24 protein-coding genes are annotated in these 20,540 nt (G+C 60.4%); 14 read left to right on the top strand and 10 right to left on the bottom strand.

Features of this window, described 5'->3' with window-relative positions; genetic code table 11:
- Positions 1-122 precede the first annotated feature (122 nt).
- Entirely contained in the window at positions 123-920 is a 798-nt protein-coding gene (gene iolB / locus ACIQJ2_RS17425; RefSeq protein ID WP_400667216.1) for a 5-deoxy-glucuronate isomerase, read from the top strand.
- A gap of 247 nt (positions 921-1,167) precedes the next feature.
- Here the strand turns inward: iolB and ACIQJ2_RS17420 are convergent, their stop codons facing one another.
- On the bottom strand, positions 1,168-2,535 hold the full coding sequence (locus tag ACIQJ2_RS17420; protein WP_400667218.1) for an MATE family efflux transporter: 1,368 nt from the start codon (positions 2,533-2,535) through the stop codon (positions 1,168-1,170).
- A gap of 65 nt (positions 2,536-2,600) precedes the next feature.
- The gene (locus tag ACIQJ2_RS17415) at positions 2,601-3,035 is read right to left on the bottom strand and encodes a glyoxalase superfamily protein (protein WP_400667220.1); all 435 of its coding nucleotides are present in this window, start codon (positions 3,033-3,035) and stop codon (positions 2,601-2,603) included.
- Positions 3,036-3,345: 310 nt separating this feature from the next.
- On the opposite strand from ACIQJ2_RS17415, the gene ACIQJ2_RS17410 reads away from it, so the two are divergent.
- Positions 3,346-3,738, top strand: coding sequence for a PilZ domain-containing protein (locus ACIQJ2_RS17410; RefSeq protein WP_199147392.1), 393 nt, complete (start codon positions 3,346-3,348; stop codon positions 3,736-3,738).
- A gap of 79 nt (positions 3,739-3,817) precedes the next feature.
- Here ACIQJ2_RS17410 and ACIQJ2_RS17405 read toward each other — a convergent pair whose 3' ends face one another.
- Both ACIQJ2_RS17405 and ACIQJ2_RS17400 read right to left on the bottom strand, forming a co-directional pair.
- Positions 3,818-4,138: a DoxX family protein gene (locus ACIQJ2_RS17405; RefSeq protein ID WP_400667222.1), complete on the bottom strand. Its 321-nt coding sequence runs from the start codon at positions 4,136-4,138 to the stop codon at positions 3,818-3,820.
- Position 4,139: 1 nt separating this feature from the next.
- Positions 4,140-4,520 carry a DUF4267 domain-containing protein gene (locus ACIQJ2_RS17400; protein WP_400667224.1) on the bottom strand — a complete coding sequence of 127 codons (381 nt, stop codon included), beginning with the start codon at positions 4,518-4,520 and terminating at the stop codon, positions 4,140-4,142.
- Between the two features lie 124 nt (positions 4,521-4,644).
- On the opposite strand from ACIQJ2_RS17400, the gene ACIQJ2_RS17395 reads away from it, so the two are divergent.
- Both ACIQJ2_RS17395 and ACIQJ2_RS17390 read left to right on the top strand, forming a co-directional pair.
- Positions 4,645-5,232: a WHG domain-containing protein gene (locus ACIQJ2_RS17395; protein WP_400667227.1), complete on the top strand. Its 588-nt coding sequence runs from the start codon at positions 4,645-4,647 to the stop codon at positions 5,230-5,232.
- A gap of 129 nt (positions 5,233-5,361) precedes the next feature.
- Positions 5,362-6,474: a pyridoxal phosphate-dependent aminotransferase gene (locus ACIQJ2_RS17390; protein WP_400667228.1), complete on the top strand. Its 1,113-nt coding sequence runs from the start codon at positions 5,362-5,364 to the stop codon at positions 6,472-6,474.
- A 342-nt stretch (positions 6,475-6,816) separates the two neighbouring features.
- Here ACIQJ2_RS17390 and ACIQJ2_RS17385 read toward each other — a convergent pair whose 3' ends face one another.
- The gene (locus ACIQJ2_RS17385) at positions 6,817-7,080 is read right to left on the bottom strand and encodes a sel1 repeat family protein (RefSeq protein WP_004121770.1); all 264 of its coding nucleotides are present in this window, start codon (positions 7,078-7,080) and stop codon (positions 6,817-6,819) included.
- A 460-nt stretch (positions 7,081-7,540) separates the two neighbouring features.
- Between ACIQJ2_RS17385 and ACIQJ2_RS17380 the strand changes: the two genes are divergently transcribed.
- The 3 genes from ACIQJ2_RS17380 to ACIQJ2_RS17370 all read left to right on the top strand — a co-directional run bounded on the left by ACIQJ2_RS17380 (position 7,541) and on the right by ACIQJ2_RS17370 (position 9,932).
- A complete protein-coding gene (locus tag ACIQJ2_RS17380; protein WP_400667231.1) occupies positions 7,541-7,879 on the top strand; it encodes a DUF2147 domain-containing protein in 339 nt (112 codons plus the stop codon).
- Between the two features lie 261 nt (positions 7,880-8,140).
- Complete coding sequence (locus ACIQJ2_RS17375) at positions 8,141-8,308, top strand: hypothetical protein (RefSeq protein WP_199147461.1); 168 nt, start codon at positions 8,141-8,143, stop codon at positions 8,306-8,308.
- A 121-nt stretch (positions 8,309-8,429) separates the two neighbouring features.
- The gene (locus ACIQJ2_RS17370; RefSeq protein ID WP_400667233.1) at positions 8,430-9,932 is read left to right on the top strand and encodes an AMP nucleosidase; all 1,503 of its coding nucleotides are present in this window, start codon (positions 8,430-8,432) and stop codon (positions 9,930-9,932) included.
- Between the two features lie 17 nt (positions 9,933-9,949).
- Here ACIQJ2_RS17370 and ACIQJ2_RS17365 read toward each other — a convergent pair whose 3' ends face one another.
- Positions 9,950-10,267 (bottom strand): hypothetical protein, encoded by a 318-nt coding sequence (locus ACIQJ2_RS17365; RefSeq protein WP_400667235.1) that lies wholly within the window; start codon positions 10,265-10,267, stop codon positions 9,950-9,952.
- A 69-nt stretch (positions 10,268-10,336) separates the two neighbouring features.
- On the opposite strand from ACIQJ2_RS17365, the gene ACIQJ2_RS17360 reads away from it, so the two are divergent.
- The 4 genes from ACIQJ2_RS17360 to ACIQJ2_RS17345 are packed head-to-tail and all read left to right on the top strand — an operon-like array spanning position 10,337 to position 12,713.
- The gene (locus tag ACIQJ2_RS17360) at positions 10,337-10,696 is read left to right on the top strand and encodes a YciI family protein (protein WP_199147410.1); all 360 of its coding nucleotides are present in this window, start codon (positions 10,337-10,339) and stop codon (positions 10,694-10,696) included.
- Between the two features lie 10 nt (positions 10,697-10,706).
- Positions 10,707-11,069: a YciI family protein gene (locus ACIQJ2_RS17355; protein ID WP_199147412.1), complete on the top strand. Its 363-nt coding sequence runs from the start codon at positions 10,707-10,709 to the stop codon at positions 11,067-11,069.
- Positions 11,070-11,086: 17 nt separating this feature from the next.
- Entirely contained in the window at positions 11,087-11,464 is a 378-nt protein-coding gene (locus ACIQJ2_RS17350) for a YciI family protein (RefSeq protein ID WP_199147414.1), read from the top strand.
- A 10-nt stretch (positions 11,465-11,474) separates the two neighbouring features.
- Positions 11,475-12,713 (top strand): RNA polymerase sigma factor, encoded by a 1,239-nt coding sequence (locus ACIQJ2_RS17345; protein WP_400667739.1) that lies wholly within the window; start codon positions 11,475-11,477, stop codon positions 12,711-12,713.
- 8 nt (positions 12,714-12,721) lie between these two features.
- On the opposite strand, the gene ACIQJ2_RS17340 is transcribed toward ACIQJ2_RS17345, so the two are convergent.
- Positions 12,722-13,681, bottom strand: a complete 960-nt coding sequence (locus tag ACIQJ2_RS17340) for a lysylphosphatidylglycerol synthase domain-containing protein (protein WP_400667238.1) — start codon at positions 13,679-13,681, stop codon at positions 12,722-12,724.
- A 95-nt stretch (positions 13,682-13,776) separates the two neighbouring features.
- On the opposite strand from ACIQJ2_RS17340, the gene ACIQJ2_RS17335 reads away from it, so the two are divergent.
- Positions 13,777-14,796 (top strand): glycosyltransferase family 2 protein, encoded by a 1,020-nt coding sequence (locus tag ACIQJ2_RS17335; RefSeq protein ID WP_400667240.1) that lies wholly within the window; start codon positions 13,777-13,779, stop codon positions 14,794-14,796.
- Between the two features lie 92 nt (positions 14,797-14,888).
- Here the strand turns inward: ACIQJ2_RS17335 and ACIQJ2_RS17330 are convergent, their stop codons facing one another.
- Positions 14,889-16,256, bottom strand: a complete 1,368-nt coding sequence (locus tag ACIQJ2_RS17330; RefSeq protein ID WP_400667242.1) for an aspartate aminotransferase family protein — start codon at positions 16,254-16,256, stop codon at positions 14,889-14,891.
- 79 nt (positions 16,257-16,335) lie between these two features.
- Here ACIQJ2_RS17330 and ACIQJ2_RS17325 point away from each other — a divergent pair, with 79 nt between their 5' ends.
- Entirely contained in the window at positions 16,336-17,676 is a 1,341-nt protein-coding gene (locus tag ACIQJ2_RS17325; RefSeq protein WP_400667244.1) for a glutamine synthetase family protein, read from the top strand.
- 5 nt (positions 17,677-17,681) lie between these two features.
- Here ACIQJ2_RS17325 and ACIQJ2_RS17320 read toward each other — a convergent pair whose 3' ends face one another.
- Complete coding sequence (locus ACIQJ2_RS17320) at positions 17,682-18,629, bottom strand: diacylglycerol/lipid kinase family protein (RefSeq protein WP_400667246.1); 948 nt, start codon at positions 18,627-18,629, stop codon at positions 17,682-17,684.
- Positions 18,630-18,955: 326 nt separating this feature from the next.
- Here ACIQJ2_RS17320 and ACIQJ2_RS17315 point away from each other — a divergent pair, with 326 nt between their 5' ends.
- A complete protein-coding gene (locus ACIQJ2_RS17315; RefSeq protein WP_400667248.1) occupies positions 18,956-20,173 on the top strand; it encodes an MFS transporter in 1,218 nt (405 codons plus the stop codon).
- On the opposite strand, the gene ACIQJ2_RS17310 is transcribed toward ACIQJ2_RS17315, so the two are convergent.
- Complete coding sequence (locus ACIQJ2_RS17310; RefSeq protein ID WP_400667249.1) at positions 20,138-20,530, bottom strand: winged helix-turn-helix transcriptional regulator; 393 nt, start codon at positions 20,528-20,530, stop codon at positions 20,138-20,140. The genes ACIQJ2_RS17315 and ACIQJ2_RS17310 overlap by 36 nt on opposite strands.
- Between the last annotated feature and the right edge of the window lie 10 nt (positions 20,531-20,540).

The raw sequence follows: 20,540 nt of genomic DNA, 5'->3' as shown, positions 1-20,540 counted from the left end.
TATCTAGCAATTCCGGACGGAAAACCGCTGCGCACTTTTCCTGGAATTGCTCGAGAGATGAGCGCCCCTCGCCGATCGAAGGATGGCGAGGGGCGCTTCCAAGCAATGGAGGAAGAAAACCCATGCCCAATCTCAAGGTCAAACCTGACGGCTCCCATGGCCGAGTCACTCACGTCACGCCCGAAAGCGCCGGCTGGACCTATGTCGGCTTCGATCTCCACCGTCTGAAGGCGGGCGAGACGGCTTCGGCCGAAACCGGTGATCGCGAAGTCTGCCTCGTCTGGGTCAGCGGCAAGGGAAGCGCCCAGGCGGGTGCGAAAGATTTCGGCTCGCTCGGCGGGCGGATGAGCCCTTTCGAGGGCGCGCCGCATGCGCTGTATATTCCGGCTGGTTCAAGCTGGTCGGTAACCGCCGAGACCGATCTGGAACTGGCGGTATGCTCGGCACCGGGCGGCGGCTCCTATGAAGCGCGCGCCATTCCGCCGGGCACCCATCCGGCCCTGACGCGCGGCAAGGGCACGAACATCCGCCACGTCAACAACATCATGCCGGAAGACGACGGTGCCGCGCATTCGCTGCTGGTCGTGGAGGTGATCACGCCGGGCGGGCACACGTCTTCCTATCCTCCGCACAAGCACGATCAGGACAATCTCCCGAACGAAAGCTTCCTCGAGGAGACCTACTACCACCGCCTCAACCCGCCGCAGGGTTTCGGCTTCCAGCGCGTTTATACGGACGATCGGTCGCTCGACGAAGTCATGGTGCTGGAGGATGGCGACGTGACGCTGGTGCCGAAGGGTTACCATCCCTGCGCGGCCTGCCACGGCTACGATCTCTACTATCTCAACGTCATGGCTGGACCGAAGCGCATTTGGAAATTCCACAATGCCGTTGAGCACGAATGGCTGCTCAAGTCCTGAGGTCGTGTCGAGGTTCTTAACTACACGCCCTCGTGGTTCGAGACGGCCCTTCGGGCCTCCTCACCATGAGGGCTGATCTCCTGCGCAAGACGACACATTAAGCTCGCCTGATACGACAGAAAGCCGTTTTGCGCGACGATGTACGCTCTATCCTCACCCTGAGGAGCGAAGCCTCGAAGGGCGAGGATAGTCGCAAAGCTTCCCAACCACAAAAAGGCCGCGCCCGAAAGCGCGGCCTTTCTTCTTTCTATGCAGGCAACAAGCCGTAGCGCCATTTCCTATCCCTGGCATTGCGCGACAGCACGAGCCAGGTGAGCAGGATCATTCCCGCCTCTGCGAAGATAGGCGTCATCCAGATCCCCCGTTCGCCGAAGGCGAAGGGCAGAAGGAATGTCAGCGGCAGGGTGAACAGATAGGACCGCGACAGACCGAAGATCGCACCGCGTTTCGCATCGCCGATCGATTGGAAATAGGACGACAGGATGATCGCCTGGCCGAAGATGAAATAAGCGCCGATCGTCCAAGGCAGGATGCGGCCAACCTCCTCGACAATCAGGGGATCGGCGACAAAGATCGAGCCTAGATGCCCCGCCAGCAGTTCGACGACAAGTTCGACGGCGGCGCAATAAACCAGGGCCGAGATCATGGCGATGAGAACGCTATGGCCGACGCGGGCCGGAAGCGCCGCACCGTGATTATGGCCCGAGATGGTCTGCAGCGCGATGCTCAAGCCGAGCAGCGGCAGATAGGCGAAGGTCATGATCCGCGTGACAATCCCGTAGGCGCCAACGGTCGCCACGTAATCACCCTGATGCCAGATCGACAGGTTGAAGAGGATCGCTGCCGAACTCAGCGAAATCCCGATGAAGCCGAGGCTCATCGGTGCGCCAAAAGCAAAGATGCCGCGCCACTCGCGAACATGCGATGCCATGTCGACCCAAAGGCCGCCCGGGCGACGCAGGCGATAGACGATCACGATCGACAGGCAGATGAACTGCGCCAGGATCGAGCCGCCGGCGGAACCGACCACGCCCCAATGGGCGACGGCTATCAGCAGCCAGTTTGCAAGGATGTTGAGCAGCGTCGAGGCAAGCGTCACCAGCGTCATGAAGCCGAGCTTTCCTTCGCAACGCAGCCCATCGAGATGCAGCGAGAGGAAGAAGCTGATCGGCGCGAAGGCGACCATGACGCCCATGAAAGCCTCGCCGGAACGGGCGACCTCCGCGTTTCCTGCCGCAGCGACGGAAATGAACTGCCGTGCCGCAAGCCAGTAGACGAGGTTAACAATGACCACGACGGCGATCGCCAGCGTATGGGCGCCCGTAAACACGGACTTCGCCCCTTCGCGGTCTCCGGCCCCGAGGCGGCGGGCGAGAATGCTCGCCATGCCGTTCGAAACCAGCGTCTGCAGCGCGACCAGCAACATGAGCGCTGGAAAGATGAGGCTGACAGCCGAGAGCGCGTCAGCTCCGACATAGACGCCGAGAAAATAGGCGTCGACGACGGCGAAGAGGCCGCTGACGGTGGTGATGATGATGATCGGCGCTGCTGTCTTGGCGAAGACACCTGGCAGCCAGCCGGTCAGGAACATGTTGGTTTCGGTATGACGTGTCATGGTGGTATCCACACAGAATCGCTCGTTATTGGCGAAGATAGCGGTGTATCGGCAGAAGATGAAAGTCAGATGTCGAGAACGAGATGCGGCATACCGTTCGAAGTCTTGCGTGGCGAAATGCCATCCGCATCGACCTGAGCGTTGATGCGCTGGCGGAATGCCGAAAAGCTCTCGAACTCCACCACATCGACCGGTTCGTCGAAGTGAATGGTGATCTTGTAGAGACCTCCGGATTTTGCCGACATCGCCAGAACCTTGCCCGTGAAGGGCTTGTTCAGATAGCGCCCGCGAACGGCCGAGCCGACATCGAAAGGCGTATCCGGCCCATCATTCGGTTTCGCCGCAAGCGCCGACAGCGTGTTCCAGTCGCGCAGTCCATGTTGCTTTGCGATCAGTTCCAGTGCGGTGCCGTGGCTCATGTCATCGCCGCGTTCGGCCATGGCCTGACGCAGACGCCGGGCTTGAGCCTTCAGTTCATCTATGGACGGGTACGTCGTCATAGGATCAGCCTTTTCTAAGGCACGCAATTACGACCATGAAACGGGGCTCGCTTTACCGTCAGTCAGCATGCCTCAAGTGGCCGTGACCTAAAACAGCGAGAACTTCACCTTGGACTTTCATCCGCGAGCGGCAGGCGCCTCGAACCGAGATGTCGTATGATCCAAGCCGATACCGCTGTCAAGATGCACCCAAATCGGCACAAATCGCGGACCCGTTAAAATTCTACCGATGCAATTGACGCTTCTGCAAAATCTCCGTGCAAGGTTCATAGTGTAACCGAGATGAATTCGGTCTGTTCTTCAACAGGGAATGACAATGCTTCGCGCAACGCATCTGGCGAAAGTCAAATCCGAAGTCTATGAGCGCAGCTGGGAACGGTTCTTCGTCCAGCGACCGGCACGGCTCGTCGCCGTGCGCCCTTGCCTTACCGGCATCTCCGTCCGCAGCGCCGAGATCGTCGATATCTCGCGTGGCGGCGCCAGCTTTGTCGTCGGCACGACGGTTGGTCTGCCGAGCCATTACTATCTGAACATCCTTGGGCTCGCCTACCGCATCGCCTGCGCGGAAGTCAGCCGCAACGGCAACCGGGTCCATGTCCGCTTCATCAACCTGATCGAGCCGGAAACATTGCGTCGCGTCGTGCGCGCCGATTTCATGATCGGCAACGTCGAAGCGCTGGCTGCACGCGGCAAGAGGCAGTAGGCGCAATTCGGCAAAAACCAGGAACGCAGCTGGCGGCTGCGTTCGGTTTTCTGTCGGACCAGGGTCTTGCCGGCAGCGCTCAAGATGAGACCGCGGCAAGAGCAATCAAGGTGACAAAGACGCTCAAAGGCGCAAGGTGCGAATATTCCCGATTACGCAGGACGCTTAGCAACGCGGCCGCGACGATTGCAGCGCCCAGCACTATCCCGGCGACGCGGCTAACAGAAAACGCAATCATTGCGGCGCTGACTATCTCCACCCCACCGGCGACAATGCCCCACCAGGGCGGATAGCCCCAGCGAACGAAATCGTTTCGTGTCGCGGAGCTACGGATCACGTTTGCAAGACCTGCGCCGCAAAACGCAACAACCAAAAACCAGATTGAAAGAATATGAACCATCTCAGTGCCCGCCGATCATCATGGGGATGGCAGCCAGCAGCATGACCACCGCCGTAAGACCGTGAATGCCGAAGGCGCTTTTGCTGGAGCCTTTCGCTGCGAGAATGAGCAGCATGTCGCCGATGGGGATGATCGCTTCGACCAGAAGGACGATGCCGATCTCCCGCTGAGCGCCCCACACCATAAATGCAAGCACGAGCAATCCCGCCGCGATGTCGCGAACTCCCTTGAGGCGCAGCCACCAAGGGATGTTGGGGCCATCTTCCGGAAGCGGCAGGCCAAAACTGCGCGTCATGGTCATTGGGTTCGCAATATAGCCGGTGCCGATCGCAATAATCGCGAGAGCCACAAGCAGCGCGATCCCGTTAACAAGCCAGTCCATCTTTCAATTCTCCTAGCGTTGCAATATAATCTATCGTCGCTAGATATTGACTTAGCGTTGCTAGATAGTCAAGCGTCGCTATAATTCGAGCATGTATTTGCCGTTCGGACATGGAGCTTTTGGGATGACTGTCACAGACCGGAAAAGTCGGGAACGAGCCGAACGCGAGGATCGCATCGTTGCGGCAGCACGTGCAATTGCGGAAAGCGAAGGATGGGAAGCCGTTACCATTCGCCGCCTAGCCAACGAAATCGAATATAGTCAGCCCGTCCTCTATTCACATTTCGCGAGCAGGGATGCCATCGTTGCGGCAGTTGCCCTGGAAGGTTTCAAGGAGCTAGCAACCGCTCTTCGTGCCGCGGCGGAGGCGGCAGACGGACAACGGGATGCCCTTATGAGGGTTGCCAGAGGCTACTTTGCCTTCGCACTCAGTCGCCCGGCACTCTATGACGCCATGTTCATCCTGCCGACCCAGTTGATGTTCGCCGAAGCGGAAACGAGGGCAGAACTTCGGGACGGTTTCGAAGCCATTACGGCAGTCGTTTCTCCGTTCTGCAGGGATGTGGAGATCGTCACCGAGACTTTCTGGGCAGCGCTTCATGGGCTCGCCGAGCTTGAACGTTCCGGCCGCGTGAGGCCCGGCATGCATGAAAAACGCATCGCACTTGTCGTTCAGGCGATCATCAACGCCGAGAGCGCCGAACCGAACTGAAAAGCTCACCTCATTCGGTCGCAGCGCCCAAATGCCGCCATCCGGAAGCGGCGCTTTCTGCACTTGCAACCACCCACCAAGCGCCTATTCTGCCGCACCTTGCAACTGAATTCGGGAAACCAAGCCAGTATGTCCGCCTTCTCGCGCTTCACCCCGCTGATCAGCGCCCTGTCCTCCACTGTTCCCTTCGTCGGCCCCGAAGCGCTGGAGCGTCAGCGCGGGCTGACGGTCAAAGCCCGCATCGGCGCCAACGAAAACGGCTTCGGGCCTGCGCCCTCCGTCATCGCAGCCATGCGTGAACACGCTGGCGACATCTGGATGTATAACGATCCGGAGAATTTCGAGCTGAAGCAGGCGCTTGCGGCGCATCTCGGCATCCAGCCGGCCAATATCGCGGTCGGCGAAGGCATCGACAGCCTGCTCGGCCTGATCGCGCGCATGGTTATCGAGCCCGGCACGCCCGTCGTCACCTCGCTCGGCGGCTATCCCACCTTCAACTTCCATGTCGCCGGCTTCGGCGGTCGCCTCGTCACCGTGCCCTATGTCAATGATCGCGAAGATCTCGACGGGTTGCTCGAGGCGGTGAAACGGGAGAATGCGCCGCTCGTCTATTTCGCCAATCCCGACAATCCGATGGGAAGCTGGTGGGATGCCGAAAAGGTCGTCGCCTTCGCCCGCGCGCTGCCGGAAAACTGCCTGCTCATTCTCGATGAAGCCTATAGCGAAACCGGGCCTGCAAGTTCGCTGCCTGATATTTCGGCCCTGATCGATCTGCCGAACGTGCTGCGCACCCGCACCTTCTCGAAGGCTTACGGCCTTGCCGGCGCCCGCGTCGGCTACGCCATCGGTGCACCGGAGACGGTGCTGACCTTCGACAAGATCCGCAACCATTTCGGCATGAATAGGCTCGCGACTGCGGCCGCCCTCGCCGCGTTGAAGGATCAAGCCTATCTCACCGAGGTGGTCGGCAAGATCCAGGCAGCGCGCGACATTATCGGGACGATAGCTCGCGACAACGGCTTGCTGCCTCTCGCTTCCGCCACCAACTTCGTCGCCATCGATTGCGGCCGCGACGGCGTCCATGCCCGTGCCATCGTCGACGGGCTGATCCAGCATGGCGTCTTCATCCGCATGCCGGGGGTGGCCCCGCTCAACCGCTGCATCCGCGTCAGCGTCGGACCCAAGCAGAATCTGGACCTCTTGGCTGAAGCGCTGCCCAAGGTGCTGAAGGCGATCGACTAAGCCGGAGAGCCTTTCCGCTTTTCTTCGAAACGCGACAACGCTCTATCCTTTTTTGTTATTACGCAATTCCGGACAGAAAACCGCTGCGCACTTTTCCTGGAGTTGCTCTACTGCATAATTCCTTAGGTCGGAATCGACTTGAGGATAAAATTATGCAGCAGATCTAAAGTGCTACAGCGACCTTTGCGCGTCATATATGACGCGCGGCGCTGTAGAACGACGAAACCGCGCCAGCCTTGTTCCGGCTGGTCGCGGTTTTCATCATTCGGCTGGCGTCTCCGTCGTCCGCCGACATCCCCTCCCTCGAGGTCAGTCTTCAGGTCGTGTTCTTTGCGGCACGCTTCAGTGCGTCGTCATCCACTCGCGAGCGGCGCGGAGCGCGGTTGCGAGCTGCATCTTCGTCAAGGTTGCGGCGACGTCGGCACGAAGCTCGGCGGCCCGCGCACTGCCACGGATGGCAGCGATATTCAACCATTTATGGGCGGCAACGAGGTCTGCGGAGCAGCCCCGGCCAGTCGCATAGTTCACGCCCAGCTCGCAAAGGGCATCGGCGCTATTGCCACCCAACATGGCCATTTCAGACATCGGTGTTTCGAAGCGTGCCATCGGTTTTGTCCCTGTTTACTTCCGTTCGTATCTGCCCTGTTTTCCGTCCGAACCTTGCCGTCATTCGCGGCTTTCCGGTTCTTCCGGTCGGCGGGTTTGCCCCGCTCGTTTGATGGCTTCACTATCGCAGACGGCTTTCAAAAAACGGCTAAAATGCATGCTTAATTCGATGCAAACAAAGTACAAATGCTTGGTAAACTTCGGTTTTTGTTAAACATCGCTTCCCTTGCAAATTAAGGACTTTTGCGCGAATTTTACGCTTCGTTAAGATCCGGATTTAAACCCTTCGTTCACCACGAAAAAAGCCGAGACGATCACAAGCAGCATTTCGGCACGGCAACAGGAGCCGCCAAACCGCGATTTCACGCCCGCAAAATATATTTACCTTTACGTTCGCGTCAGATAATCTCGCGCCAGTTCCGGTCATCGCACCGGCAGGTACCTGGGGAGGAGCAACCATATGATCCGTGTGACCATTCTAGCCGCGGCGCTGCTCGCCAGCGCGGGCACCGCATTCGCCGAAGAGCCGATCGTCGGCAACTGGAAAACCGTCGCCGGCGATACCGCCGCCATCGCGCCCTGCGGCGACAGCTATTGCGTGACGTTGAAGACAGGCAAATATGCCGGCAAACGGATCGGCAAGATGCAGGGCAAAGGCGACACCTACACCGGCGAACTCACCGACCCGTCGGAAGACAAGACCTATAGCGGCTCCGGCACGGTCAGCGGCAATACCGTCAGAATGAAAGGTTGCGTGCTGAAGGTATTCTGCAAGTCGCAGACCTGGACCAGGCTTTAAAAGCAAATCCTCTGCACAAAAAATGCCTGCTCGACCCGCCCGCCATCGACCGGCGGGTCTGCAATCAAATGAGTAGCGCGTGATGTCATCCGTAAACCGCCTATACTTTGCGGCAGCACGCTCTATCGGATCAAACGGGCCAGCTCGAAGCTGGTAATATTTCTGAACGCCGGATGAACCGGTATCTCAGCACCCGTTCAGCCTGACCATGGCAAAACAGTGTCCAGTATAGGGCACGGTAGGGCCAGGAACATGGACTCGATGATCATCGCACGGCGCTTTGTCGTTATTATGCTGTTTGCGGCCGTCTTCGCATTCAGCTTTTCGGTTGCGGTCGAACATGCCGGTCGCAGCGGCGCGCAATCGCATTTCGGGGCAAGCTTCACCTGCCTGCAGACCGGCGCGCCTTATTGCACGACGGTGCAATAGACAGACACCACCGCACCGCGGATGACCGGGGTGCGAATGCGGCCAAAAAATAGCTGAGAAAATCCGAGCCCCGCTTTTGCAACGTCGTTTGCTTGTTAACAACGACACTCTATAATAGCTCATGAGCAACCGAATCTCTCCCTTTTCGCCCCTCGACATCTCCTCCCCCAGCCCGTTCCAGCCGCGGACCTTCGATGATCCGGCCAAGGCGGTCGAAGCGCTGACGGAGCTTTACGACCGCAATACGGCGTTCCTGATCGACAATTTCACCAAGCTCGCGCAGGGTGCGCCCATTACGGCGCGTTATCGTGCTTTTTATCCGCAGGTCAGCATCGAGACGACGAGCTTCGGCCATGTCGATTCACGCCTCTCCTATGGCCATGTCACCGCGCCGGGCGTCTACACGACGACGATCACGCGGCCGCATCTCTTCAAGCACTACCTCGAGGAACAGCTGACGCTGCTGATGCGCAGCCACAACGTTCCGGTTGTTGTGTCGGAGTCGACCACGCCGATCCCGCTGCATTTCGCCTTCGGGGAAGGAGCCTATGTCGAGGCATCCGCGGCGGTGTTCGAGGATATCCCGCTACGCGATCTCTTCGACACGCCCGATCTGAACACCACGGATGACGAGATCGCCAACGGCGAATATATCCCGCCGCCGGGCGAGCCCTCGCCACTTGCACCGTTTACGGCACAGCGCATCGATTATTCGCTGGCCCGCCTGGTTCACTACACAGCGACCAGTGCCGCGCATTTCCAGAACTTCGTGCTGTTCACGAACTACCAGTTCTATATCGACGAATTCTGCAAGTGGGCGCGCGACCTGATGGCGAGCGGCGGCGACGGCTACACCGAGTTCGTCGAACCCGGCAATATCATCACCGAGGCAGGCTCCAGCCAGCCAGAAGGCGATACGACACCGCCGCGCCTGCCGCAAATGCCGGCTTACCATCTGAAGAAGAAGGGCCATGCCGGCATCACCATGATCAACATCGGCGTCGGCCCGTCCAATGCTAAGACGATCACGGACCACGTCGCCGTGCTGCGCCCGCATGCATGGCTGATGCTTGGCCATTGCGCCGGTCTGCGCAACAGCCAGCGCCTCGGTGACTATGTGCTTGCGCACGCCTACATGCGCGAAGATCACGTTCTCGACGACGACCTGCCGGTTTGGGTGCCGATCCCGGCTCTGGCCGAAGTTCAGGTGGCACTGGAGGCCGCGGTTGCCGAAATCACCGGCTATGAGGGCTTCGAACTGAAGCGCATCATGCGCACGGGCACCGTTGGCACCATCGACAACCGCAACTGGGAGCTGCGCGATCAGGCAGGTCCGGTCAAGCGGCTGTCCCAGGCCCGTGCCGTGGCGCTCGACATGGAATCGGCCACGATCGCCGCCAACGGCTTCCGTTTCCGCGTGCCCTACGGCACGCTGCTCTGCGTTTCGGACAAGCCCCTGCATGGCGAGCTGAAGCTGCCGGGCATGGCAACCGCCTTCTACCGCACCCAGGTGAACCAGCATCTGCAGATCGGCATCCGCGCCATCCAGAAGCTGGCCGAAATGCCATCGGAAAAGCTGCATTCACGCAAGCTGCGCAGTTTCTTCGAAACCGCGTTCCAGTAACTCACGAGGCGCTTGCCTCACTGCCCGTCCACTGGCACGGAGTTTACCTTCGCAACGGCCGCAACTTGCGGCCGTTCGTCGCTTGGCTGCGCACCCAAGCCCAGGCATAGGATCAGGAAAGCAAAACCCGCAAATCCGATCCAGATGCGATACACCACCCTGCCAGCATCGGCCACCTCAAGCAGCTCCTCTTCCGACAGCGTTTTCCTTTGCCAATAATGAACGATTGCGGCTTCCAGACCGTACATTTCCGTCTCTCCTTGTCGTGATGACGGAACTGGTCGACCGACGGCGGCCTTTTTCGACAGCGCCGGAAATTTTTGCCATGCTGCCAATCAGGGTGTCGATTTGCGCGAAAGCCGCTCGTCTAGGGCTGTCAGCAAATTGAAAGAGGAGACGCTGCGATGAAATATCTCTGCCAAGTCTGGTTCGATGGCACGACGCTCGACGTCATGACCAAGGAGGAAAAGCACAAGCTCGATTCAGATTCGCTCGGCTATGATCGCGATCTGATGGCGAGCGGCAATATGATCCATGCCGAAGCGCTGCAATCGCCGACGTCCGCAGTAACCGTGCGGGTCCGCAATAGCGAGACCGCGGTGACGGATGGTCCCTTCATCGAAACCAAGGAATATCTTGGCGGCTTTATCCTGATCGACGCGAAAGACCTGAACGACGCGATTCGCATTGCCGCCGGCATTCCGCTTGCCAAGCTTGGCGCAATCGAGGTGCGCCCGATCTATAATTTTGGCCCGGATGCTTGAGGAGGCGACCATGAGATTTCTTTGCCAAGTCTGGTTCGAGAGCGCAGAGATCGCCAAGATTTCCGAAGAGGAAGGGCGAAAGCTGACGCAGGATTCAATCGACAACGACAATCGGCTGCGCGAAAGTGGCCACATCATCGTCGCCAATGCCTTGTATGAGCCGCAAGAGGCCAGAACGGTCCGGGTGCGCAAGGGCGAAGCCGCCGTCACCGATGGTCCTTTCGCCGAAATGAAGGAGCATCTCGGTGGCTTCGTGCTGATCGAAGCGAAGGACATGCAGGAAGCGACTGAAATTGCCGCGACCTTCCCCGTCGCCCGGTACGGCATGATCGAGGTTCGCGCCGCCTACGACATACGCTTTCCGGACCAATAGCTAGAAAGGAAAAAGACATGCGGTTTCTGTGCCTGATCTACACATCCGTCGACGTCGACGGACGCCTCAGCAAAAGCGAGATGAACCACCTGATCGGCGAGCATTTCGTTTATGACGAGGGCCTGCGGAGGGACGGCACCCTGATCGTGTCGGATGCGCTGGAGCTGCGAAACAGATCGATCGTTGTCCGGCCGCATGGCGACACCTTTTCCGTCACGGACGGGCCATTCGTGGAAACCAAGGAATATCTGGCCGGCTTTTATCTCATTGACGCACCGGATCTGGAAAGCGCAGTGGATATCGCCAAACGCATCCCGTCGGCGCGTTACGGTGCCATCGAGATCCGTCCGGTGCGCACCCTGACCCTTCAGGGAGACCTTGCGGAGACATCCTGACGCCGTGTCGCTGAACCAAACCATCGACAACATCTATCGCAGCCACTCTCGTCGCGTACTGGCAACGCTGATCCGTCTGCTCGGGGATTTCGACCGAGCCGAGGAGGCGCTTCACGACGCCTTTGCGGCGGCGGCGCAGCAGTGGGCGGAGGAGACGATCCCGGCCAATCCTTACGCCTGGCTCGTCTCTGCCGGGCGCTTCCGCGCCATCGATCACATCAGGCGCCGGACGCGCTTCGATGCGGCTCGCCCTGATATTGCCGAGAGCCTTTACCCGGAGGGAGAGGCGATGGAGACACAAGAAGTCGAAGAGATCGAAGACGACATGCTGCGGCTGATCTTTACCTGCTGCCATCCCCTCGTGCCCGCCGAAGCGCGCATGGCGATGGCGTTGCGAGAGGTTTGCGGGCTGACGACGGAAGAGATTGCCCACGCCTTCCTGATCCCGGCACCGACCGTTGCCCAACGCATCGTCCGCGCCAAGAACCGCATTCGCACCGCCCATATTCCCTATGAAGTGCCCGGCAAGACCGAGCTACCGGAGCGGTTGGCGCAGGTGCTGCACGTCATCTATCTCGTCTTCAACGAAGGCTATTCCGCATCCTCCGGTTCAGCGATAGTGCGCGCCGATCTTGCCGCGGAAGCCATTCGACTCGGCAGACTTTTACAGCAGCTGTTGCCGGATCCGGAGGTCGAAGGGTTGCTTGCGATCATGCTGCTGCAGGATTCGCGACGGCTTGCGCGCTCCGACGCATCAGGCGATCTGGTTCTGCTCGTCGACCAGAATCGCGCACTCTGGGATCGCAGCCAGATCCGCGAGGGCCTGTTGCTCTCGGCAAGGGCTATGTCGGCGGAAAGTGTCGGCAGCTATGCCCTGCAGGCCGCAATCGCAGCAGAACATGCTCGCGCTGCAACAGCTGGCGATACGGACTGGCGACAGCTTGTCACGCTCTACGACCTGCTGTTGATGGCCAGCCCCTCCCCTGTGATCGAACTCAATCGGGCAGTGGCAATCTCCATGCGCGACGGGCCGGCTACAGCGCTTTCCATCGTCGACGTTCTGCTGCACGAAGAGCGCATGGCACGGTATCATCTGACCCATGCCGCGAGGGCCGATTTCCTGAGACAGCTTGGACGATTGGACGAGGCGCGGCAGGCCTACGAAACTGCGCTTGCGCTTTGCCAGCAGGCACCGGAACAAGCCTTCCTGCGCAAGCGATTGTCCGAGCTGGATGACATCGCGCGGTGACGATCGCTTCAGCTGCGCTTGCGCCCGACCAGCAATCCGATCGCAGTTCCCGTCAGCGCCGACACGACGATCAGCAGATGCGCATTGATGCTGGCCTGCGCGAGGTTTTCGATTGCCTCTTTCGCGCTCGAAGCTCCAAAGGCCATGGCACCAGCGGTAATGCCGGCGGGATAGGTGCCGACGCCGCCCGGCGCATGCACCGGCAGAACGGATGAGAGCTCGCCGCCGAGCGCGCCGCCGAAGCTTGCCGAAAGCGGGGCGACATTCATGAGGCGGAGCGCCCAGGCAAGCACGACGACCTTGACCAGCCAGTTGACGACGGTCGTCAACCAGGCGCGCGCAAAGGCGCTGGCGTTAGCCGGCAGGCCACGCTCCAGCTCGTGAACCAGCCCCTGCGCCTTCTTCGGCAGTACCCGGGCAGCAAGACGGATCAGCGGACGCCGAGAGGCAAAGCCCAAGACGGGCAGCACCAGGAAAATCGCCCAAAGGATCCAGGCGAGAGCATGATAGGGTGAGGCAAGCGCGAGGCCGATGCCCGCAGCCGCCAGCAGTGCATGCAGGTCGAGCAGCCGCATGACGAACAGCGCCGACGTGCCCCGCGCCAGCGGAATGCCGAATTCCGAGCGCATCAGCACCGGAAAGCTGGTCTCGCCTGTACGAAACGGCATCATGATGTTCAGAAGATTATGGACCTGTGTCACACGGAAGAGCGCTGCGAAATGACCCGAGGTTTCCTTCGGGAAGTAGTCATAGATGCGCCATGTGCGCAGGACGTAGGTGCCGGTCAGAAGCGCAAGCGCGAGAAGGATCGGCAGCACCCCGACCTTGCCCCATTGCGCCAGGATGGAACTCCAGCCCCAAAACCATTCGATGAAGGCGGCATAGGCTACGACAACGGCGAGAGTCAGCAGCGTCATTCGATTGCGAATAAACCAATTCTGTCGACTGGCCACCATTGGAGTCTTCATGTAGTTAGGGCACCCAAATGCGAGCGGAGGCTGAGCCCGGACGTTTCGCTCGTTCCGTCCGGCAGGTTCTGCCGGTCTTTTAGGAGAAAGAAGAGTTGCAGACAACGGCAGAGTCGACCCTCCCCCAGGCCGATGCGGCAGACCAGCTAGAGCTTTCGCTGGTCGTACCCGTCTTCAACGAGGAAGAAAGCGTCGGACCGCTGATCGAACGTATCTGTACGGCGATGACTGACTTCACCAAGCCGTGGGAGCTGATCCTTGTCGATGACGGCAGCACGGATGCGACGCTTGCCAATGCGCGCCGGTCGCTGGCGCGCGAAGGGCTGATTCTGCGCATCGTCGAACTGCAGCGCAATTTCGGCCAGACGGCCGCCATGCAAGCAGGCATCGATGCCGCCAATGGCCGCCTCATCGCCACCATGGACGGCGACTTGCAGAACGACCCGAAGGATATTCCTTCGATGGTCGACGAACTGGAGCGGCGGCAGCTGGACCTGCTCGTCGGCTGGCGCAAGAACCGCCAGGACGGCCTGCTGCTGCGCAAGATCCCCTCCTGGTGTGCCAATTATCTGATCGGCCGCATCACCGGCGTCAAGCTGCACGACTATGGCTGCAGCCTGAAGATCTATCGCGCCTCGATCATCAAGCAGGTCAAGCTGATGGGCGAGATGCACCGGTTCATTCCGGCCTGGGTCGCCGGCGTCGTGCCGAGCTCGCGCATCGGCGAAGTGCCCGTCACCCACCATGCCCGCCAGCACGGCACATCGAAATACGGGATTTCGCGTACCTTCCGCGTGATCCTCGATCTGCTCTCGGTGATGTTCTTCATGCGCTACAAGGCGCGGCCGGGGCATTTCTTCGGCTCGCTCGGCCTCGGCCTCGGCGCGCTTGCAGCGATTATCCTGTTCTGGCTGTTCATCGACAAGTTCATCTTCGGTGACGATATCGGCAGCCGTCCGCTGCTGATGGTCGGTGTCGTGCTGCTCTTGTCCTCTGTTCAGATGATCACGACGGGCATTCTCGCCGAAATGATCGCCCGTATCTATTATCGCGACGATCTCTCGCCGAACTACATCGTGCGCAAGATTTTCGACCGCGAGCACCAGGACGTTTAGGTTTCCGATCGAAGCTGGCCTGCTGACTTCGTGATTACGCCCTCCGTGCGCCGTTCCATTGGCGCACGGCCGTCGTTGAAGCGAGGCGCCGCCTACGAGCGCATGTCGGCCCAGACGGCATCGAGCGCCTGCCGGGCAATGCGCACCATCGTATCCACTTCCTCATGACTGATGATGAACGGCGGCGAGGCCAGCATTCGGTCGCCGGTCGCCCGCAGCACGAGACCGTTTGCCAAGGCATGGTTGCGCACGGCCGCGCCTACCGCATCCGGCTTTTCGAACCGGCGGCGCGTGGATTTATCCGCCGCAAGCTGCACAGCGCCCATCAGCCCGATGCTGACGGCTTCGCCGACCATATCGTGATCCGCCAGACTGCCCCACGCCTTGGCGAAATAAGGACCGATATCGGCGCGGACGCGCTCCACCAGCCTTTCCTCCTCGATAATCCTCAGATTCTCGATAGCGGCAGCCGCGCAGACGGGATGGCCCGAATAGGTGAAGCCGTGATTGAACTCACCGACCTCGTTGATGAAAACATCGGCGATGCGATCGCTGACGAGCACGCCGCCGATCGGCAGATATCCAGAGGAAAGTCCCTTGGCAATTGGTGCAAGATCGGGCTCGACGCCGAAATGCTGAAAGCCGAACCATGAGCCCAGACGTCCGAAGCCGCATATGACTTCGTCCGAAACGAGCAGGATATTCCGCGCCTTGCAGATGCGTGCGATCTCGGGCCAATAGGTTGATGGCGGGATGATCACGCCGCCGGCCCCCTGAACGGGCTCGGCGACGAAGGCGGCGACATTGTCCTCGCCCAGTTCGTCGATCTTATCTTCCAGCTCGCGGGCAACCTTCAGGCCGAATTCTTCCGGCGAAAGATCGCCGCCTTCGGCGTACCAGTAGGGCTGGCCGATGTGGACGACACCCTGTATCGGCAGATCGCCCTGTTCGTGCATGTATTTCATGCCGCCCATGCTGGCGCCGGCAACGGTGGAGCCGTGATAGCCGTTCCTGCGGGCGATGACGGTCTTCTTCGTGGGCTTGCCGACAGCAGCCCAATAGACGCGCGCCATGCGGAACCAGGTGTCACTGGCTTCCGAGCCGGAATTGGTGAAGAAGACATGGTTGAAATGCGGCCCGGCATGGGCGCAGACCTTCTCGGACAGCAATGTCGTCGGTGTCGTCGTCGTGCCGAAAAACGTATTGTAGTAAGGCAGCTCGTTCATCTGCCGCATGGCGGCTTCGGCGATCTCGGTGCGACCGTAACCGATATTCACGCACCAGAGACCGGCAAAACCGTCCAGATATTTCTTGCCGTTGCTGTCGAAGATATGGGCGCCCTCGCCGCGCTGGATGATCCGCGTGCCATCGGCATTCAGCTTCTTCATGTCCGTGAAGGGATGAAGGTGGTGAGCAGCATCGACGGCGGCGAGATTGGAACGGCTTGACGTATCGGACATCTGCAAGATTCCTGTCGGATTGAAAGGCTGGCTATGATCAGTTACGACCATGCCGTGAGCATTGGGGATTTACAAGAGCATGGCTGCCGACATCGCAACCGAAGGTAACGCGCGCATCGAAGTGCTGATATCGGACATGAACGGCCGGCTGCGCGGCAAGCAAATCCCGATCTCGGCCGAGAAGAAAGTGTGGTCGGGCGCCGTGCGACTGCCGACCTCGACACAATCGCTCGATATCTGGGGCGACGACAATGACGATATTACCGGCCTGTCGCTGACGATCGGCGATCCGGACGGGACGTGCATTGCCGACAAGCGCACGCTGACCGACATGCCCTGGGCTCCGACTGGATCGAAGCAGGTGCTGGCCACCGTGCATGAACTCGACGGCAGCCCGAGCTTTCAGGACCCGCGCGCCATCCTCGCAGCCGTTCTCGATCGCTACAATTCGCTTGGCCTGACGCCCGTTGTTGCGACCGAGCTGGAATTCTATCTGCTCGCCGGAGACTGGCGCGAAAGAGGCGTTCCCTCGCCACCGGCGGCCCTGACCTATCGGGGCGAGCCGAACGGCTTTCAGGGTTACGATATGGACGCCGTCGACCTGCTCGGCGACTATCTTGAGACGCTGCGCGGCTATGCGAGAGCGCAAAGGTTGCCGGCAGACGCGACGACTGCCGAATTCGGAGCCGGGCAGTTCGAGATCAACCTGCTGCATCGCCCGGATGCACTGGCGGCCGCCGACGACTGCATCATGCTGAAGCGTGTGGCCGAGCAGGCAGCACGCAAGCATGGCCTGAAATCGACCTGCATGGCCAAGCCCTATACCGATGAGGCCGGCTCCGGGCTGCATGTGCATGCGAGCATCATCGACGCTCAGGGTCGCAATATCCTCGATGCGGCCGGCGGCGAGCCGAAAAAGCTGAAGTCGATCTGCGCCGGGCTGCTGCAGACGCTGCAGGATGCGCAGCTGGTCTTTGCGCCTTACGCCAATTCCTATCGCCGTTTCCAGCCGGGATCTTTCGCCCCTGTCGATCTCACCTGGGGCTTCGGCCACCGCGGTACGGCCGTGCGGATTCCCGAGAAAGACGGACCGGCCGCCCGCATCGAACACCGCGTCGCCGGCGCAGACGCCAATCCCTATCTGATGCTGGCGGCAATTCTCGGCGGCATGTTGCTTGGGCTGGAAAACGACCTCGATCCCGGCGAAGAATCAACGCCCGCCTACGTGCCGGCCGACGCGCCCAAGCTGACCCATGATTTCCTCACCGCCGTCGAGCGCTTCCGCGCCTCGTCGTTCATCGCCGATGTCTTCGGCGAGCGATATCAGAAGCTCTACGGCGATACGAAGCACAAGGAAGCGATCCGCCACCTGCGCACGGTTTCCGATTTCGATTATCGCACCTACCTGCCCCGCCTCTGATCGCCTCAGACGGCGAGGCTATCGACCGCCCCCTCGCGCTCGACACGGGCGGCGGTGCCTTGCCGCACCATCACTTTCAGTTCGCCGGGATGCACCTTGAGCGTCACGTCACGCTCGAGCGGCAAAAGCTCGCCATCCACCACGCAATTCGCGAGCTGGCGTAGCTTCGGGAAATGCAGGTGCACCTCCGGCGTATGCATGACCATGACATCCGTGTTGTCGCGCACCCGGCCGCGCAGCATATCGATGGCAAGTCGGGCGACGCCGAGCGGCCGCAAGGGCTTTGCCATGTAGAAGCCCAGTTCGCCGCTGCGCAGACTATCGGCATAAAGCAGCGCGTTGGTGCCAAAGGGATTGTTGGAGACGGAGATCGCCGAGACGTGCCTGCGTTCGCTGATATCGCCAGCCTCGAAATCGACGTCGAATTCGGGAGGATTGGCGATGACGCCGAAGGCAGCCCGGGTGCTGGCCGACATCTTCCCGATGCGCGACCGATATGTGTAGCTGTTGCGGTAACGCACCAGGCGCGCATGCAAACCAGCCGAAAACTGATGCACAAAAGCGCGACCATTGGCGCTGCCGATATCGACGTTGTCGACCTCGCCGGTCGCCAGCACGCTCAGCGTCTGCCAGATATCGAGCGGCAATCTCAGCGAACGGGCAAAGAGGTTCATCGTGCCGGCCGGGACGACGCCAAGGGCGACGCCATTCTTCCAGGCTATGGCCGCAGCTGCAGAAATCGTGCCGTCGCCACCGCCGGCGACGATACCGTCAATATCGTCGCGTCGAGCCGCGCGCTCCATCGCCGATACGATGTTGCGCCCCTCGACGATGACAGCTTCGAAATCGTGACCGGCATCGCGGAACACCTGCTCCGCTCTCTTTTCATAGGCATCCATGTCGGTCGTGCGGAATGTACCGCCGTCGCGATTGAAAAAGCCGATCAACTTCATCGGGGCTCTCGGTCTTTTCACAAATTGTGTCTCAAAGAGGGGCTGATACCCCGTGCGCTTCCACAGAGATGGTTTCGGATAAAGCGATTTCAAGCATTGCGTTGCCTGCTCCGGAAGCAGAACCGGCGCGTACTTATGCGCCAGTCGACATACTGCGCTGCAAAAAATGCACGGGACAGAAATGGTACGATCATTGATAGTGCAGTTTGAGGCATGTCCATGCCGTCTCAGTCCATTTATGTCCCCATGATGCGCCGAATGCCCGGATACAGGGCCCGCCGCATGATTCGCGGTGTTTCGACCCGATTGCCGCCCAAGGAGTTTTCGTGAGCGATATTGCCGTCGACGCCCTCGATACCCAAGCCGTCCTGGAAGCGCCGTCGCGTACCGCCATTGCGCTGGTGACGCTGGCTCTTGCGGTCGGCAGCTTCGGCATCGGCACAGGCGAATTCGTCATCATGGGGCTCCTGCCCGAGGTCGCCGATACGTTCGGCGTGACGACGCCGCAAGCAGGCCACGTCATCAGCGCCTATGCACTTGGCGTCGTCGTCGGCGCGCCGATCATTGCCGTGCTCGCCGCCAAGATGGCACGCCGCACGCTGCTCCTGCTGATGATGGCGCTCTTTGCCGCCGGCAATATTTCCAGCGCGTTTGCGCCGACCTTCGCAAGCTTCACGGTGCTGCGTTTCATCACCGGCCTGCCGCATGGAGCCTATTTCGGCGTCGCAGCGCTCGTTGCCGCCTCCATGGTGCCGGTCCACCGCCGCGTGCGAGCCGTCGGTCAGGTCATGCTCGGCCTGACGATCGCCACGTTGATCGGCACACCGATCGCCACCTATCTCGGCCAGCTCCTCGAATGGCGCGCGGCGTTCATGATGGTCGGCGGCGTCGGCCTCGTCACCATGCTTCTCATCGCCCTGTTCCTGCCGAAGGACAAGGTCGAGGAAGGCGCCAGCATCACCCGCGAACTGGGCGCACTCAAGCGCATTCAGGTCTGGCTGACGCTGGGTGTCGCAGCCATCGGCTTCGGCGGCATGTTTTCGATCTTCAGCTACGTCGCCACGACAACGACCCAGGTCGCCGGCCTCGGCACCGCCATGGTGCCGGTCGTGCTTGCGCTATTCGGCATCGGCATGAATGTCGGCAACATCGTCGGCTCGCGCCTAGGCGACATCTCGATCAAGGGAACGATCGGCGGCATGATGATCTTCAATGTCGTCATCATGACGTTGTTTGCACTTACCGCCGCCAACCCCGTCATGCTTTGTATCTGCGTCTTCCTGATCGGCTGTGGTTTTGCCGCCTGCCCCGCAGTGCAGACCCGCCTGATGGACGTGGCAGCCGATGCACAGACGCTGGCCGCGGCCTCCAATCACTCCGCCTTCAACATCGCCAACGCGCTCGGCGCCTGGCTCGGCGGCCTCGTGATCTTCTGGGGCTTCACCGCGGCAGCGACCGGTTATGTCGGCGCGGTCCTCTCCGTCGGCGGTCTTGCCGTCTTCGCGCTGTCAGTTGCTCTGGAGCGCCGTACCGGTCACGCATGAGGCCAGCTGCTGGCGGCCGTCGTGGCAGAACACATTCTCTTCGCCCCATATGGCCATGGCCTTGATGATCGGCCCAAGGCTGGCGCCTAGCGGCGTCAGCGCATAATCGACACGCGGCGGCACCACCGGAAAGACGGTGCGTGAAACCAGCCCGGATTCTTCCAGCTCCCGCAATTGCTTGGTCAACATACGCTGCGTCACCGACGGCAACTTGCGGCGGATCTCGTTGAAGCGCAGTGTTCCCTCCATCAGGTGAAACAGGATTACGCCCTTCCACTTGCCGTCGAGCAAGCTGAGCGTCGCCTCGACCGGACAGCCCGGAAAATTACTGACAAGTTTTGAGCGGGGAACCGACATCGACAGTATC

Source organism: Rhizobium sp. NPDC092011 (genome assembly GCF_044756305.1).
GTDB lineage: Bacteria > Pseudomonadota > Alphaproteobacteria > Rhizobiales > Rhizobiaceae > Rhizobium.
Note: the sequence above shows the minus strand (reverse complement) of the source record. Positions and strands in the feature narration are given on the sequence as shown.